This is a genomic window from Clostridium sp. CMCC3677 (assembly GCF_023845585.1).
In the GTDB taxonomy this organism is placed as follows: domain Bacteria; phylum Bacillota; class Clostridia; order Clostridiales; family Clostridiaceae; genus Clostridium; species Clostridium aquiflavi.
This window is the reverse complement of sequence record NZ_JAMQHS010000014.1, coordinates 24,067-39,268: the sequence shown is the minus strand read 5'-3', so window position 1 is coordinate 39,268 and position 15,202 is coordinate 24,067. Positions and strand designations below refer to the sequence as shown.

The 15,202-nt window shown below is 26.7% G+C and carries 13 protein-coding genes; 1 reads left to right on the top strand and 12 read right to left on the bottom strand.

Going from position 1 to position 15,202, the window contains the following annotated elements; all coding sequences use genetic code 11:
* Window positions 1-251 precede the first annotated feature (251 nt).
* From pyrG to NG901_RS14925, 12 genes are all read right to left on the bottom strand, one after another.
* Window positions 252-1,853, bottom strand: coding sequence for a CTP synthase (pyrG, locus tag NG901_RS14980; RefSeq protein WP_252216314.1), 1,602 nt, complete (start codon window positions 1,851-1,853; stop codon window positions 252-254).
* Between the two features lie 184 nt (window positions 1,854-2,037).
* Window positions 2,038-2,337 (bottom strand): hypothetical protein, encoded by a 300-nt coding sequence (locus NG901_RS14975; protein ID WP_252216313.1) that lies wholly within the window; start codon window positions 2,335-2,337, stop codon window positions 2,038-2,040.
* 130 nt (window positions 2,338-2,467) lie between these two features.
* The gene (locus tag NG901_RS14970) at window positions 2,468-2,890 is read right to left on the bottom strand and encodes a YwiB family protein (protein WP_252216311.1); all 423 of its coding nucleotides are present in this window, start codon (window positions 2,888-2,890) and stop codon (window positions 2,468-2,470) included.
* Between the two features lie 64 nt (window positions 2,891-2,954).
* The gene (locus NG901_RS14965) at window positions 2,955-3,947 is read right to left on the bottom strand and encodes a tRNA 4-thiouridine(8) synthase ThiI (protein ID WP_252216310.1); all 993 of its coding nucleotides are present in this window, start codon (window positions 3,945-3,947) and stop codon (window positions 2,955-2,957) included.
* Window positions 3,948-3,977: 30 nt separating this feature from the next.
* Window positions 3,978-4,610: a stage II sporulation protein R gene (gene spoIIR, locus NG901_RS14960; protein WP_252216302.1), complete on the bottom strand. Its 633-nt coding sequence runs from the start codon at window positions 4,608-4,610 to the stop codon at window positions 3,978-3,980.
* A 61-nt stretch (window positions 4,611-4,671) separates the two neighbouring features.
* Entirely contained in the window at window positions 4,672-5,514 is an 843-nt protein-coding gene (ispE, locus tag NG901_RS14955) for a 4-(cytidine 5'-diphospho)-2-C-methyl-D-erythritol kinase (protein WP_252216295.1), read from the bottom strand.
* Between the two features lie 180 nt (window positions 5,515-5,694).
* A complete protein-coding gene (gene cphA / locus NG901_RS14950) occupies window positions 5,695-8,313 on the bottom strand; it encodes a cyanophycin synthetase (protein WP_252216284.1) in 2,619 nt (872 codons plus the stop codon).
* Window positions 8,285-9,130 (bottom strand): cyanophycinase, encoded by an 846-nt coding sequence (locus tag NG901_RS14945; protein WP_252216279.1) that lies wholly within the window; start codon window positions 9,128-9,130, stop codon window positions 8,285-8,287. Before NG901_RS14945 ends, cphA begins: the two co-directional genes overlap by 29 nt.
* Before the next feature lie 223 nt (window positions 9,131-9,353).
* Window positions 9,354-10,916, bottom strand: a complete 1,563-nt coding sequence (locus NG901_RS14940; RefSeq protein ID WP_252216276.1) for a DUF3794 and LysM peptidoglycan-binding domain-containing protein — start codon at window positions 10,914-10,916, stop codon at window positions 9,354-9,356.
* 401 nt (window positions 10,917-11,317) lie between these two features.
* Window positions 11,318-11,560, bottom strand: a complete 243-nt coding sequence (locus tag NG901_RS14935) for a Veg family protein (RefSeq protein ID WP_003369318.1) — start codon at window positions 11,558-11,560, stop codon at window positions 11,318-11,320.
* A 188-nt stretch (window positions 11,561-11,748) separates the two neighbouring features.
* Entirely contained in the window at window positions 11,749-12,612 is an 864-nt protein-coding gene (gene yabG / locus NG901_RS14930) for a sporulation peptidase YabG (protein WP_252216273.1), read from the bottom strand.
* A gap of 177 nt (window positions 12,613-12,789) precedes the next feature.
* Window positions 12,790-13,791 carry a CotS family spore coat protein gene (locus NG901_RS14925; protein ID WP_252216266.1) on the bottom strand — a complete coding sequence of 334 codons (1,002 nt, stop codon included), beginning with the start codon at window positions 13,789-13,791 and terminating at the stop codon, window positions 12,790-12,792.
* Between the two features lie 109 nt (window positions 13,792-13,900).
* On the opposite strand from NG901_RS14925, the gene NG901_RS14920 reads away from it, so the two are divergent.
* Window positions 13,901-15,043, top strand: a complete 1,143-nt coding sequence (locus tag NG901_RS14920) for a glycosyltransferase family 4 protein (RefSeq protein ID WP_252216264.1) — start codon at window positions 13,901-13,903, stop codon at window positions 15,041-15,043.
* The last annotated feature ends 159 nt before the right edge of the window (window positions 15,044-15,202 follow it).

The window sequence follows — 15,202 nt, the reverse complement described above, 5'->3', positions numbered from 1 at the left end:
TTATATTTCAATTAACATCAGCTTAGGGAATTCTTTTAAGATTCTAAATCAAGATATGTATAAAATAACACTTTTAAATTCTCTTATAACTTATTATATCCAAATAAATATTGCATTAAACATATTTATATCGCATTTATATATTTAAAGTATTACTAATATTATAATTACTTTTAAGATATTAGTAAATATATAATTATTTTAACATAAAAAAGAGTTTTCTTTTTCAAAAAAGAAAACTCTTTTTTATCTTATCTTTGCTTTATAGCTGCTTCAATAAATCCTGTAAATAAAGGATGTGGTTTATTAGGTCTAGATTTTAATTCCGGATGAAATTGTACAGCTACATACCATGGGTGATTTGTAACTTCAACAATTTCAACTAATCTTCCATCAGGACTAGTTCCAGCTATTTTCATTCCTGATTCAGATATTTGTTGTCTAAATTTATTATTAAATTCATATCTATGTCTATGTCTTTCACTTATAAGTTCAGAATTATAAACTTTATATGAATTACTTTCTATATCTAATTTACAAGGATATTGACCTAATCTCATAGTTCCACCAAGATTTTCAATATCTTTTTGATCATTCATAAGATCTATTACTGGATATTTAGTACATGGATTTATTTCTGAACTATTTGCTCCATCATATCCTAACACATTTCTAGCGTATTCTATAACAGCACATTGCATTCCTAAACAGATTCCAAGAAAAGGTATATTATTTTCTCTAGCATATTTTATAGCTGATATTTTACCTTCTATTCCTCTATCACCAAATCCACCTGGAACTAATATTCCGTCAACACCGCCTAAAACTGCACTTACATCTCCTTGTTCTAGTTCTTCTGCATTAACCCATCTAATTTCTACTTTTGTATTATTCGCATATCCACCATGATTTAATGATTCAACTACTGATATGTATGCATCATGTAATTCTACATATTTACCAACTAATGCAATTTCTATTTTTTCTTTAAGACCTTTAATCTTTTCAACCATTTTAGTCCATTCATAATTGTCTATGTCTCTACATCCTAAATGAAGTTTTTCACAAACTAAATTATCTAATCCTTCTTCATGTAACATTAATGGTACTTCATAAAGATTATCCGCATCTAAGTTTTGAATCACTGAATTTCCATCTATATTACAAAATAATCCTATTTTAGCTTTTATATCATCACTAAGTTCTTTTTCTGTTCTGCAAACTATAATATCAGGTTGTATACCTATAGTTCTCAATTCTTTTACTGAATGTTGAGTAGGTTTTGTTTTTAATTCTCCAGCTTTTCCCAAGTATGGTACTAATGTAACATGAATATAACAAACATTTTCGGCTCCTACTTCACTCTTTATTTGTCTAATAGATTCCAAGAATGGTTGGGATTCAATATCTCCAACTGTTCCGCCTATTTCTGTAATTACTACATCTATGTTTCTTTCTTTTGCTACTTGATATACTTTATCTTTTATAGCATTTGTTATATGAGGAATAACTTGAACTGTTCCACCTAAGTATTCTCCTCTTCTTTCTTTTTCTATAACAGAACTATATATCTTACCAGTTGTAACATTTGAATTTTGAGTTAAACTTTCATCAACGAATCTTTCATAATGACCTAAATCTAAGTCTGTTTCTGCTCCATCATCTGTTACGAAAACTTCCCCATGTTGGTAAGGACTCATTGTTCCTGGGTCTACATTTAAATATGGATCAAATTTTTGAATTGATATATTTAGACCTCTGTTTTTTAATAATCTACCTAATGATGCAGCTGTTATTCCTTTACCTAATGCAGATACAACTCCACCTGTAACAAAAACGTATTTAGTGCTCATATTTATCCTCCCTATGAGAAATTTATTATTTTTTCATTTTTCCTATTGATTATATAATTAATTAGTGATATAATTGAAATTACCCCACTAATTACATAATGGGGTTATTTGTGCTGTAATAATTGCATTGCAACAACATAGATATTATAATAACACACAATTAAATTCATGACTAGACTTTTTTTTATATTTTTTCTATTCTATCTATATTGTCTTGAATTTCAAAATATTTTTTTCTAAAATCTCTATTAATCAATAACTTTTCCTCAGCTGACTTCAAATTATTATTAACACTTTGGGAGGATTTTACTCTTAATATCTCTTTAGCATTTTCTTGTTCTAAGCAACTGTAATTTTTCAAAAGCAATAATAATAAGTATTTATTTTCTCTTTCTTTTAATAATTCTATTAAGTCTTGTTCTCCAATACCGTAGTATTCACAAAGTCCATTAAGTATATTTATATATTTCATTTTACTTATCACAAATATCACCTCCTTATTTAAATTGTTTCCATAAATTTCATATTAATTCAATATATAGATTTTAAAACAATAAAAAATAAAAAAGATAACCCTTGTATAGATTATCTTTTTTTATAAAAACATTTAATATTTATTTATCATTTACCTTTATATCAACTACCAAATTAGTATTCATAGCTACTTGACCTTCTATCCCCATAGAATACTTAACATCAATAGTTCCACCATTTTCATTCACATCTATATCTAAATTTTTAGTATCTACATTCAATTTAAGAATTCCATATGGTGTTTTATATAAAGATGTTGATTTCATTCTTTTTTTAAAGTCCATCTTAGTTGTAGTTGATCCTTTTCTTTCTAATATGAATGAATTATCTCTAATAAAAATTATTGTTTTGGTTCCTTCCATTCCTGATATCTCAGTTTCATCATATTCAACTCTAAATTCATTATCATCTATATAAAATTCGCCAGGTGATATAACTTCTATTAGCTTATTATCATCCATAGAAGCATTGCTTTTAACCGTTATAATAGCCTTCTTTTTCATACTCGTCTCCCTCTTAATATGATATGATATTCAATCATACTATTATGTAAATAACTTTATATTATTATTTGTTTAAATTATAATCTTCTAATTCTTTTTGAGTAACAGAATCTACATTTTTAAATTTATTAAATTCAGTAGATACATTTCCATATTTAACTTCTACAGATTTTTCATCTTTTCCTTTACTATATCTAACTGCAAATCTACAAGCCAAAGTCAAATCTTCTTCCGTTGGATTATTACCTTCTGGAATTATAACCATTGCACCATTAAATTTAGATGTAAGAAATACTAAATCTTCTTTTATTAATAATTTCTTAAACTCTTCCCCTTCCTCTGCTGTTCTAGAAACTATAATTTTAACATTATTAGGAGTAACAAAATGTCTTCCATATTTTAAAAGATTAATTTCTCTTTGTGTAACATCAAATTTTCTATTTACTAATTCTCTAAGTCTAATAGAATAATTAGGTTCTGTTAATTTACATCCACCTGCTGGTGATGGATAATCCTTTATACCCCAACTTTCAGCTAATTCCATTTGAATAGCTCTACTTCTACCAGATATTTTTAGTAATTTTTCTCTATCTACTAAACCATCAATTTCCATTTGAGTAGGATTTAAATTTTGAGCACATAAAGGACGTAGTATTTTATCTGAATACCCAGATTCTTTCTTTACTATATTCAGAGCTTGTCTATTTTGAGACATTGGGCGCTGATTTAAAACTTCACCTGTAATTATGAAGTCAGCATTAAACTTTTCTAATAACTTTCCTGAATAATTCATCATCATTGAGTGACAATCAATACATGGGTTCATATTTTTTCCCCAACCATGTTTAGGATTTCGTACCAAATCAAAATGCTCTTCTGAAAAATCTATAACTTCTAGCTTTATACCTATTTGCTCTGTCATTCTCTTCGCATTTTCTTCATTAAAGAAATATGATTTAAAACAAATCCCTATAACTTCTATACCTTGTTCTTTTATTAACTTTGCTGCTAATATGCTATCAAGTCCTCCTGATATCATAGCTAATGCTTTTGCCATATATTAATCCTCCTATTTATAAAGTAATGTTTATTGATATTTGAATAAATTATCTATTACTTCCACTACTTTAAATTTAATTTTTATATTATCTTTTGAATCCTTTTTGTTAATTTCTTCTTTTATTTTATTTTGAGTTTTTTCGTATTCAATTTTTGCTTTTGACTCATCTACAAAACATAATGGTGGGAACATAACACACCACCAATTTCTTCCTTGTCCACTTCCTATTATAATTCTAAAAGCTTCATAATTTCCTTGTGGCAATACTATATTTCCATAAGATTTTTCCGGAAAATTTTCTCTAGATAATTCAATATTTACATCATAAGCATAATTATTTTCTTTAATTACTTTTTTTGCAATTGATCTTACTTCTTCAACATTATTTTTTATTATTTCTCTAGACTCTTCAAGAGAATCAGATTTATTTAAATAAGGGTATAAGTAATTTATAACCTCATCTCTAACTTTTAATTTTAAACTTTGATCTTCATTTGTATCACTGTTTGCTATAACATGAAATCTTATTAAAGAATTCTTTACTTCTTCATAATTTAACTCTTCAGAACCATTATTATTTACCTTATTAGAACTTGTACATCCTACAATTAATGTAGAAAAAATAATTATAATCACTAAGCAACTTAATACTCTTTTCATAATTTCACACTCCTATACTTGAAATATTTTCCAAATATAGGGATTTTTATTCAATTTATTTTTAAATTGTTCTAGTTATAAATACATCTACATATTTTTCTTTCATCTTTTCATAACACTTTTGGGCTTTTAACATGTCATCAAAGAAACCAAATACAGTTGGACCACTTCCACTCATCATGCTTCCTAAAGCTCCACATGTATTGATTTCCTCTTTTATTGTAGAGATAATCTTATATCTACCTAAAGTAACATTTTCAAGTAAATTTTTCATATTATTTGCTATAAAATCAATATTATTTTTTTTAATATTTGATATTAATTCATTTGTTTTAGGGTGAAAAATAACCTTTGATAAATCAAAAGCCTTATAAACCTCTTTAGTTGATACTCCAAATGGAGGTTTTACCACAACTAAAATTTTATTTCTAAATGGTTTTAATTTAGTAACTTTTTCTCCAATTCCTTCACATAATGCAGTACCACCACAAATACAATACGGTACATCTGCACCCAAATTTAATCCTAAATTCATTAATTCCTGCTGAGATGCATTTATATTAAACATTTTATTCATAATTTTCAAAACCGCAGCTGCATCAGTACTTCCACCTGCCAATCCTGCTGAAACAGGTATATTTTTTTCTATATTTATACAAATCCCACTTTTTATATTATAAGTTTCTTTAAATAAATTAGCCGCTTTATATGCTAAATTTCTTTCATCTGTAGGCACATAAGACTTATTACATTTCAGGCTTATTCCACTCGGAATCTTTTCAACTTGAACTATATCATATAAATCTATGTTTTGCATTATCATTTTTAATAAATGATACCCATCTTCTCTCTTGCCAATTACATCTAAGGAAATATTTATTTTTGCATAAGCCTTAATATTCATTTTTCTTTGCCCCTTCTAAGTACTTTAGGCACTTTAAAGAAAATAATTTCTATTCAGTTATTTAAGTAAAATAAAAAAATATCAAACTAAAATTTCTGAATACTTATGTTCTTTCAAATGCCTTAGTAACATTCTAACATAGGGAAAAAATCCTGTCTAATTAAGAATAAAATATTTCTTTTATAAATTAGATAACTTTAAATCCAAGGAATTATTGGAATTTTTATTATTTATATATTTTACAATTGATTCTAAATCTTCAAAAAACACTACTATTGTATCGCCTTTTTTACTTATCATTAATGCCTTTTCTAAAGCTTTTGTTTCATCTAAACATACATGTATTTTAGCATTTCTATTTTTCCTTAACACACCATTTTTTATTAGTGAAGCAATTTCTCCTTCACTTCTTCCTCTTCTATCTTTATCTTCTTTTATTATTATTTTATCTAAAATTTCAGAACATATTTCGCCTATTTCTATAGCTATATCATCACATCTATCACCAGGAATTCCTATTACCCCAATTAAATCTTTATCTCCTTTGATTTTAGATAAAGATGATAGTACCGCTTTATATCCTTCTATATTGTGACCATAATCTAATATTATTTTTCTATCTTCTATTTCATAAATATTAAATCTTCCATTATTACTATTTAAATCAAAGTTCATTATACCTTTTGAAATCATACAATAATCTACATTAAGGCCTACTAAAGCTCCACATGCAGCCATTATATTTTCTAAATTATATTTTAATAAACCATTATAAGAAAGCGGTACGTCATTTATAGAACATATTAAATATCTTTTATGATTATTTACTACAACTATATTATCATTTTCTATAAAGACAGATATTCCACCATAACTTATATTTTTTTGTATTAATTCATTATCAGCATACTTTGAGAAAAATATTTTATTGGCTTTAATTCTATTAATTATAGTTTTGCTCCATTCATCATCAGCATTTAATATAGTGAATCCATCTTCTTTTACTGCTTCTCCAACTAATGATTTAACAAAGCTTAACTCTTCCATAGAATTAATACCATCTAAACCTAAGTGATCATTAGTTATATTAGTTATCACAGAAATATCTGCAATATCATAAGCTAATCCTTTTCTAATTAATCCGCCTCTTGCGGTTTCTAATACAGCTATATCAACATCCCTATTTAATAATATTGTTTTTGCACTGTTAAACCCTGAATCATCACCTTTATGGATACATCTATTATTAACATATATTCCTTCAGTAGATGTCATTCCTACACTATATCCCATTTGACTTAATACATGGTTTATTAATCTAGTAGTTGTTGTTTTACCATTTGTTCCTGTTACAGATACTATTGGTATATTCTTAGGATCTTCACCATACATCATATTAATTATTGCTTTACCAACATTCCTTTCAATTCCTTTAGACGGAAAATGATGCATTCTTATTCCTGGTGCTGCATTAACCTCCATAATAACACCATTACTTTTAGCTATATCACAAGATATATTATCTACACATAAATCTATTCCACATATATCTAGACCCAATGCTTTGGCTGCATTTATACAATGATTTATATTTTCTTCACATATATCATCTGTACAATCAATAGCTATGCCCCCTGTAGAAATATTAGCATTTTCTCTTAAAAATACTCTTTCATTATCTTTAGGTATATAGCTAAGTGATACATTATTTTTATTTATATATGAAATTAATTGATCATCTATTTTTATTTTAGTTAAAGGTTTTTCATGATCCTCACCTCTTAAAGGATCTTTATTAATATTTTCTATAAGTTCTTTTAAAGTGTCCTTTCCATTTCCTATTACAAAAGGTGGTATTCTTAATGATACTGCCACAACTTTATAATCAACTACACAAACTCTATAATCATTTCCTTTAACATATTTTTCAATTAATATATCTTTGAACTTATTTTTCAAATTATTATATGATTTAATTAATTCATTTTCATTTTTTATGTTTAAATATATTCCATTTCCTTTACTACCATATTGAGGCTTTAGAACTACCGGGTATCCAATTTTTTCAGCACATTTTAATAAATCAATTATATTATAAACTTTTCCACCTAATGCTACTGGTATATTTTGATTTTCTAGTAATTGTTTTGTTAAAAGCTTATCACAAGAAATATCTACTGCAACACAGGTTGTTTTTTCAGATATAGCAGCTTCTATTACTTTTCCTTTTTTTCCATATCCAATTTGATAAAAACCACTATTGCCTAACTGAGTTATAGGCATATTATATTGTTTTGCAGCTTTGCAAATAGCATTTGTACTAGGCCCTATTTCCTCTGAATTTAATATTTCTTTTATTGAATTTATTCTCTCTTCAAAATTTATCGGAGATTGAATTATAAGAGCATTTATTAAATCAACAGATAATCTAAGGCATTCCATAGCTGTTTTAGCATATTCATATTGAAAAATTATATAATATCTATCTCCTTGTATTTCTCTAGCTTTTCCATAAGCTACTTCTATTCCTAATCTATTTTGTAATGCAATTGTTATATGTTCACATATATGTGCTAAGTAAGTGCCTTCTTTAAGTCTTGTAACAAACCCACCATCTTCATCTATACCACATCTATGTGTATGCAATTCTGGTACAAGCTTTAACAAATTAAAATTAAAATTAGGTATATCTTTACTTGGAGTTTCACAATATCCCTGTAAATCTACATCTATTCTTATGCATTTTTTATGAGAATATATGTTTTTTCCTTCATATATCCTTTCCTGTACTACTTTCATTACTTAACTTATCCTCCTCAAAAGGTAACTTTTTTATAAGATCAAATTTTTTACTATTAGTTAAAATATGTAATTTAACATTATACATGCTTAAAATGTCTTCTCCATAAAGTTCTGAGACATTTGTATATGTGATTTCACTTCCATCAATAAAATATACAGCACCTTCACCTATTACTTCTATTTTTCCTTCTTGATTAACTATTATTGCTGTATTTTCATCTATTCCTATACCTAATACTTCTGGATTTTCTGCTATACCAGTTAATAATCTACCAATTCTTCCTCTTTGAGCAAAATGTTGGTCAATTATAACATCCTTTATAAGTCCTAGACCGGGAGCCATTTTTAAAGTACATTTCCTTGGAGATTGTTCATCTGATCCTTCAACTATCATTGTATCGCTCATAACTGATGCTCCAGCTGATGTTCCCACAATAAATATTCCTTTTTTAAAGGCTTCTTTTAAAGCTGAATATATAGGACTTCCTCCAATTAAGCTGGTTATCCTTAATTGATCTCCACCTGTAAAAAATATTAAAGATGAATTTTTAATAAGTTCTACATTTTCCTCATTAAAAGAATCCATTCTTTCACTAATATCTAATACTCTTATATTTTTAACTTTTAATTCTCCAAAAGCTTTTTTATATTTAATCGCTGCTTCTTTAGGAAATTCTGTAGCAATGGTTGCAATTAATAAAACATCCTTATCTTTATCTATTGAAGCACATACTCTTTTTAAAATTTCTTTCTTCCCTTCTTTGTCTTCTCCTCCTCCAATTATTATCAGATTTCCATTTAAATTTTCATTCAAACTTTATCACCTCATATCATGTGCATTAGATATTGTTTCCATCAAAAAAATAATTATTCAAAAAAAAAGAAAAAGGCTCCATTATGCACAATAATGAAGCCTTTTTCTATTATTTCAATCTACATTTCAATATATTGTTTATATTTCAATATATTGATAAACATAAGTTTAATTTTATTTACTTCTATCCCATAAACTTTATATTATAATATGAATATTATTTTTAGAATATAGCTCTTCCAGGAATTATAAGTTTTTTACCACATTCGATATCATCTTGATCTTCTATATCATTTATTTTTATTAAATCGTCTACTGTAGTATTATACTTTTTAGCAAGATCCCATAAAGTATCATCTTCACCTACAACATATATAGTGACACTAGATTTTTTCTCTGGAACTTCCCCTTCTTGCTCTATAACATCACATATAAATTGTTTTTTAACTTCATAGCATATCTTAGCATACAACATTGCAGAAGCCTTTATTGCTATTGTATTTGCTTCTATAGTTGCTTCTAAACTCTCAAGATTGCATTTTATTATTGCCTTCATTCCTTTTTTAGCACCTTGAATGTCTATTATTGAATTAAATGGTATATCTGCTTTTACATTAGCTAAATACTTATCTTGGTCACTTGTTTTATACAACACATCAACTTTTAGAACACCTTCTACAATAATCTTATCATTTTCAACTTGTTTGTCAGATATTAACAATGTTCCATTAGAACAGATTATTTGCTCTGGTATTAAATTATTCTCATTTAATGCTATATTATCCTTAATAATAATTTCTGAACTATTTGTCCCTTGTATAGCACCTAATTCATACTCTTCTTTTTTCAATTCTATTGGAAAATTAGGACAATATGCATCTTTTATTACATCAACATTTTCTTTTGAAAATACCTTTATATTTGCTTTCACTATAAATTCATTATTTATTATTCTTACTTCTCCTAAGTCGTCTTCTTCTAGCATCAAATCATTATTTTGAATATTATATGACACAGAATACATCATATCTGAATTAACGCCTTTTACTTCCTCTTCTTTTGATAAATAAACATCATCTTCAATAGATATTATTTCTTTAGATTCATCGCCTTTATAAAGAATGTTTAATTTACAATAGCAACTTAGATATACTTTATCTTCCAATATTTTTATTTCTTTTTTATGAAGTAATAATGAACATTTTAAGATTTTACTTATTTGAGGTTTGTCCATTCCCACTCTAATATTAGATTTTCCAACTAATTCAACTTCTTCATTTGCACTAATTCTATTAATTTTTTCAGTCTTTTTTAAAATTTCTATATCATCTGTTCCTTCTATATCTTTAACAAATTCAAATTCACTACTCTTATACATCTCCCAATATATTTCAAAAACACCTTGGATAGATATTTTTCTTTCATTCATTATAGTAGCTTCAATATGTTCCACTTTACATTCTAATTCACAAACGATTTTATGTTCTTCTTGGTTCAAATCAATATTGCTACTAAATTTTTCTGTATAGCTAACAGAGTTTACAACCATCCCCTCTTCTCTAGCTAAATACAAAACTGTATATTCAACCATTCCTTCTAAAGCAATTTTATCACCAACAAATTCCTTACTAACTATTACAGGTCTAGCTTCAACAGTTAATATTTCTTGAACATCTGGATGAGTATCTGGAATTAAATATTCTTCTTTTAAAACACAATCTGAATTACTCTCTTTTATTAGTTGTTCAAAACCTATACTTTCTTTTATTGCATCTATTTGTGACATAACATATCCCTCCTATAGAATTTCTACTATTATTTATATAATCATTACTACGATTTTATGAATAAATAATATACTTTTTTCTAAATTATATTTACCAATTAATTTCAGAATTTTTAAATTATTTGTCGTAAAAAATTTTTTTGTGATTTTTATCGATAAATATGTTGACATATATTATATTTTGTCGTATTATTGTAATTGGTTATTGACCATATAACCTCTCATAAATTCTCAATACCCTTTTATACCATAGTTGAAAGATGGAAACCCACCATCTTTCTTTTTTTATGCCTTTAAATAAATTTATTACCTTTTTTATATGAAAAATGCTTTTTCTATAATGCATCACAGTTCAAAAATTCTGTAATTTTAAATGAAAAAAACTTCGATTAAATCGAAGTTTATATTGATTGCGGAAATACCAATTGTACAGTCTTTGTTAATACATCTGAGTAACTATATGTCACAGTCCTTGGGGTGTCAGTCTTTAGTTTTATTACAAATATGCTATCATATACGCTGTCAATTACTCCATCATTAACTAGAATCTTTTTTCTTCCTCCATTAGCTCTTAAGGTTACTTTATCACCTACATGCTTTTCTATGTCTTTTTTTATTGAGGAAATTGTTTTTATTGTTTCCATTTAAACACCCTCTTTCTAATTCAAAATTATACACTGAAAAGAGGTTTTTGTCAAGTAAAATTTATATTTTATCATTTATCTATAGGTTTTGTCAATGTAAATATATTGAATTCTACATTTAAATTTTCTCTTCTTGGTCTTATTATTCAGGTTTAGGTCTTATTTTATTCATTTTTTATAAATTATTTCTAAACGAATGGTGATTTAGGATAACCTTCTCTATATTTACCTCTTGTTTGTAGTCCTCCTATCCCCTTTATACCTGTTATTGTATTCTCTATAACATCTTTAATAGAAACTACTTCATCTATTCTTGTATAGGCTATTTTTTCACAAACAAAAACCGGATCTAAGCAATGAATTAAAACTCTACTTGGAGATGAGGCAAAATTAGCTCCTGCATCAAGCATACATTCATAACAACTTTGACATGCTCCTGCAAATATAACCAATTCATCATAACTAGAATTGTAATCCCTTAATGCTTTAATAGATTCTAAGTAATATTTAGAATTTCTATAATTATTTAAATCCAAATAATTTCTGGAGTCTTTTAATACTCCATCATGACCTGTTAGAACTACTATATCTGGTTTTATTTCTCTTACCAAATCAACTATAATACCAGGTTGTTTACTCTCAGGAACACACCTTCCAACTGCATCTAGTGATAACTGCTTGTATACTTTCAAACAAGTCTCCATATAATCGCTATCACCATCTACATGTAGTATTTTTCCTGGTCTACCAAACATCAATTCATTATCAGGTTTTATCTTTGGTGCTTTATTTGCTTTTTCCCTAAAATCAGTTCTTACAGATAATGCTTTTTTTATTGCATCATTTACTCTTGTATTTAAAATTTTATCTTGTGAAGCCATGAATTTATCATTAACTTCTTCTAAGTCTTCTTCTGAAGAGTCAGCTATAATTCTTATACTTATTCCCTTTAAAATAAATACATTTTTCCCATTTTCATTTCTAATATCTATTATTTTAAATGTAACATCTTTATCATAAGACTTTCTTACCACAATATCTCCTATATCCATTTTTGCTCCTAAATATATTAGTATAATTCATATTATGATGGTAAAATTAAAAGTTTCTTATGTGGTAAAATTAAAGCAAAGTACCTACGCCACACTTCAATAGGCAATTGACAATAAAATAAGTCCTATTAATATAAGAACAACTTATACTAATAGGACTTTTTCCTATCACATTCATTACTCAATAGTATACTCTTTTTTAAATTCATTTAAGAATGATAAGAATTTATCTTTTTCTTCTATTATTGAACTTAGCTTATTAGTAAATGTATTTTGCCCCCAATTAACTTCATTGTAATAATACCTATTTGCCAATCTCCAATATCTTTGTGGAAATTGTAAGTATGCATATAAGACTTTATATTCATCATCTCTAAGTTTAGACACTGAATTATATGATTCAATAATAGCTTTAGCAAAATCAATATTCCAATCTACTCTTTTTAAAACTTTTATCATAAAATTACTTATATCAAAAGTTCTAACTTCTCTCTTGCAATAGTCAAAATCTATTATATGTGACTTTTCATTACTATCTATAATTATATTATGATAAGTAAAATCATGATGACAGAATGTCTTTTCTTGTTCTGCAACCATACACAATTCATAGTAATTTGATTCCTTTAATGTTTGCAAGGCTTGTTTGCCTAATTCCCTGTAGAATTCTACTGATTTTAGATATATCATATCAAAATCATTTTTTATATTTCTTTTTCTTATAATATCTTTCATTTTGTCTAAAGATTTTGTTCTCTTTTCCATTAAATGAGGCCATCTTCCTAAATCACTCTTTAATTTTGAATTTTCTGGTGGATCATATCCCTTAGATGCTTCATGCATATATGCAAGAGTTTGCGCTGCTATTTTCACCTCATCAATATTTCTAAAATCGCACTCTCTGCCTTCTAACCATTCAGATAAAGTATATAAATCCTCATTTACTAGTGCATATGGTTCATCATTAACATTTAAATAATATCTATCTAAATAACCAAAACCATTCTTTATTAAATGTTCTTTTGCACCATATACAAATAATAATTTTTGAGGCCCATAATTTATCCTCTTTAAACATCGTTCTCCCTTGTTAGTCTTAAGATAGTAAACACCCTTATTAGCCTTAATTGTTTCTATCTTAATATCGAACTGTCTTTCTATTTCAAATTCCCTCATCATAGTGCTCACCTCCTTTATAATTTATATGTGCATATTACTTCTTTTATTAACATTTTTTATATTCTTTTAATATAATAAATTAATATAAATTCTTTGAAAGGATTAAATAATGCGAATAGGAATAGATGGCAGAGCTGCGAAATGGTATAGAGGCACTGGTATTGGCACATATACTCATGAATTAATTAGAAGCTTAAATACTATCGATAACACTAATGATTATTTAATATTTATGCCAAAGTGTGATTCTCTAAATAATCTAAACGCTAACTTTTCAATACAAAATGTAGAATCAAGCGATGATTATGATAACTTCTGGGATGAAATTAAAGTTCCTAATATTTTAAATAACTCAGATATGGAAATTTATCATGTACCTCAAAATGGAATTGGAATTTCTAAAAATATTAATTGTAAAAAAGTAATTACATTACATGATATTATTCCACTTAGAATGCCAGAAACAGTTAGTGATAGATATCTTAGAATTTTTAATGATGAATTACCTAGTATATTAGAAAATTGCCAAGGTATAATTACGGTCTCTGAGTTTTCTAAAAACGATATAGCTAACGAATTTAATTTTCCAAAAGAAAATATATATGTTACTCCTCTTGCAGCGGAAGAAATTTATAGACCATTAAGTAAATGTCAATGCAAAAAAATAATTAGTGAAAAATACAATATAGATGATAATTTTATTCTTTATGTAGGTGGATTTAGTCCACGAAAAAACATATTAGGATTAATTGATGCATACTCTAAACTTCCTTATAGCACAATGGAAAAAACTAAGCTTGTTATTGTAGGAAAGAAAGGTCAATCATATTTTAGATATAAAGAACGTGCTGAAAAATTAGGAGTATCATCTAATGTAATATTCACTGGTTTTATTCCTCTTGAAGATATGCCTGTATTTTACAATGCAACTGAAGTTTTAGTTTATCCATCATTTTATGAAGGATTTGGACTTCCTCCGTTAGAGTGTATGGCTTGTGGTACACCTGTTATAGTATCTAATGTTACATCTCTTCCAGAGGTATGTTATGAGTCTGCTCTATTAATAGATCCTCATAATATAGATGAATTGTCTTATGACATCCAAAGAGTGCTAGAAAACAGTGTTTTAAAATTAACTATGGTTAATAAAAGTTTAAAGAGAAGTTCTAAATTCTCATGGAATAAAACTGCTTATGAAACTATAAATGCTTATAAATCAATATTATTTGAAAATAAAATTTCACGAAAGTAAATTGGCATGTCTAATAAAGGTTGATATTGTAATTAAGTTTATGTAATATTCATTTCTTAACTTTGAATTTATATTACATAAAAACTTTCTTACAATATCAATAATATTTTTAAACATATGCACTTAAAAAGCTGTCTCAAGTAATTTTGAGGCAGCTTT

Bases quoted from the DNA above. Each gene is read 5' to 3' on its own strand.
- pyrG (WP_252216314.1), bottom strand. From the start codon at position 1,853: ATGAGCACTAAATACGTTTTTGTTACAGGTGGAGTTGTATCTGCATTA.
- NG901_RS14970 (WP_252216311.1), bottom strand. From the start codon at position 2,890: ATGAAAAAGAAGGCTATTATAACGGTTAAAAGCAATGCTTCTATGGAT.
- NG901_RS14965 (WP_252216310.1), bottom strand. From the start codon at position 3,947: ATGGCAAAAGCATTAGCTATGATATCAGGAGGACTTGATAGCATATTA.
- spoIIR (WP_252216302.1), bottom strand. From the start codon at position 4,610: ATGAAAAGAGTATTAAGTTGCTTAGTGATTATAATTATTTTTTCTACA.
- ispE (WP_252216295.1), bottom strand. From the start codon at position 5,514: ATGAATATTAAGGCTTATGCAAAAATAAATATTTCCTTAGATGTAATT.
- cphA (WP_252216284.1), bottom strand. From the start codon at position 8,313: ATGAAAGTAGTACAGGAAAGGATATATGAAGGAAAAAACATATATTCT.
- NG901_RS14940 (WP_252216276.1), bottom strand. From the start codon at position 10,916: ATGTCACAAATAGATGCAATAAAAGAAAGTATAGGTTTTGAACAACTA.
- NG901_RS14935 (WP_003369318.1), bottom strand. From the start codon at position 11,560: ATGGAAACAATAAAAACAATTTCCTCAATAAAAAAAGACATAGAAAAG.
- yabG (WP_252216273.1), bottom strand. From the start codon at position 12,612: ATGGATATAGGAGATATTGTGGTAAGAAAGTCTTATGATAAAGATGTT.
- NG901_RS14925 (WP_252216266.1), bottom strand. From the start codon at position 13,791: ATGATGAGGGAATTTGAAATAGAAAGACAGTTCGATATTAAGATAGAA.
- NG901_RS14920 (WP_252216264.1), top strand. From the start codon at position 13,901: ATGCGAATAGGAATAGATGGCAGAGCTGCGAAATGGTATAGAGGCACT.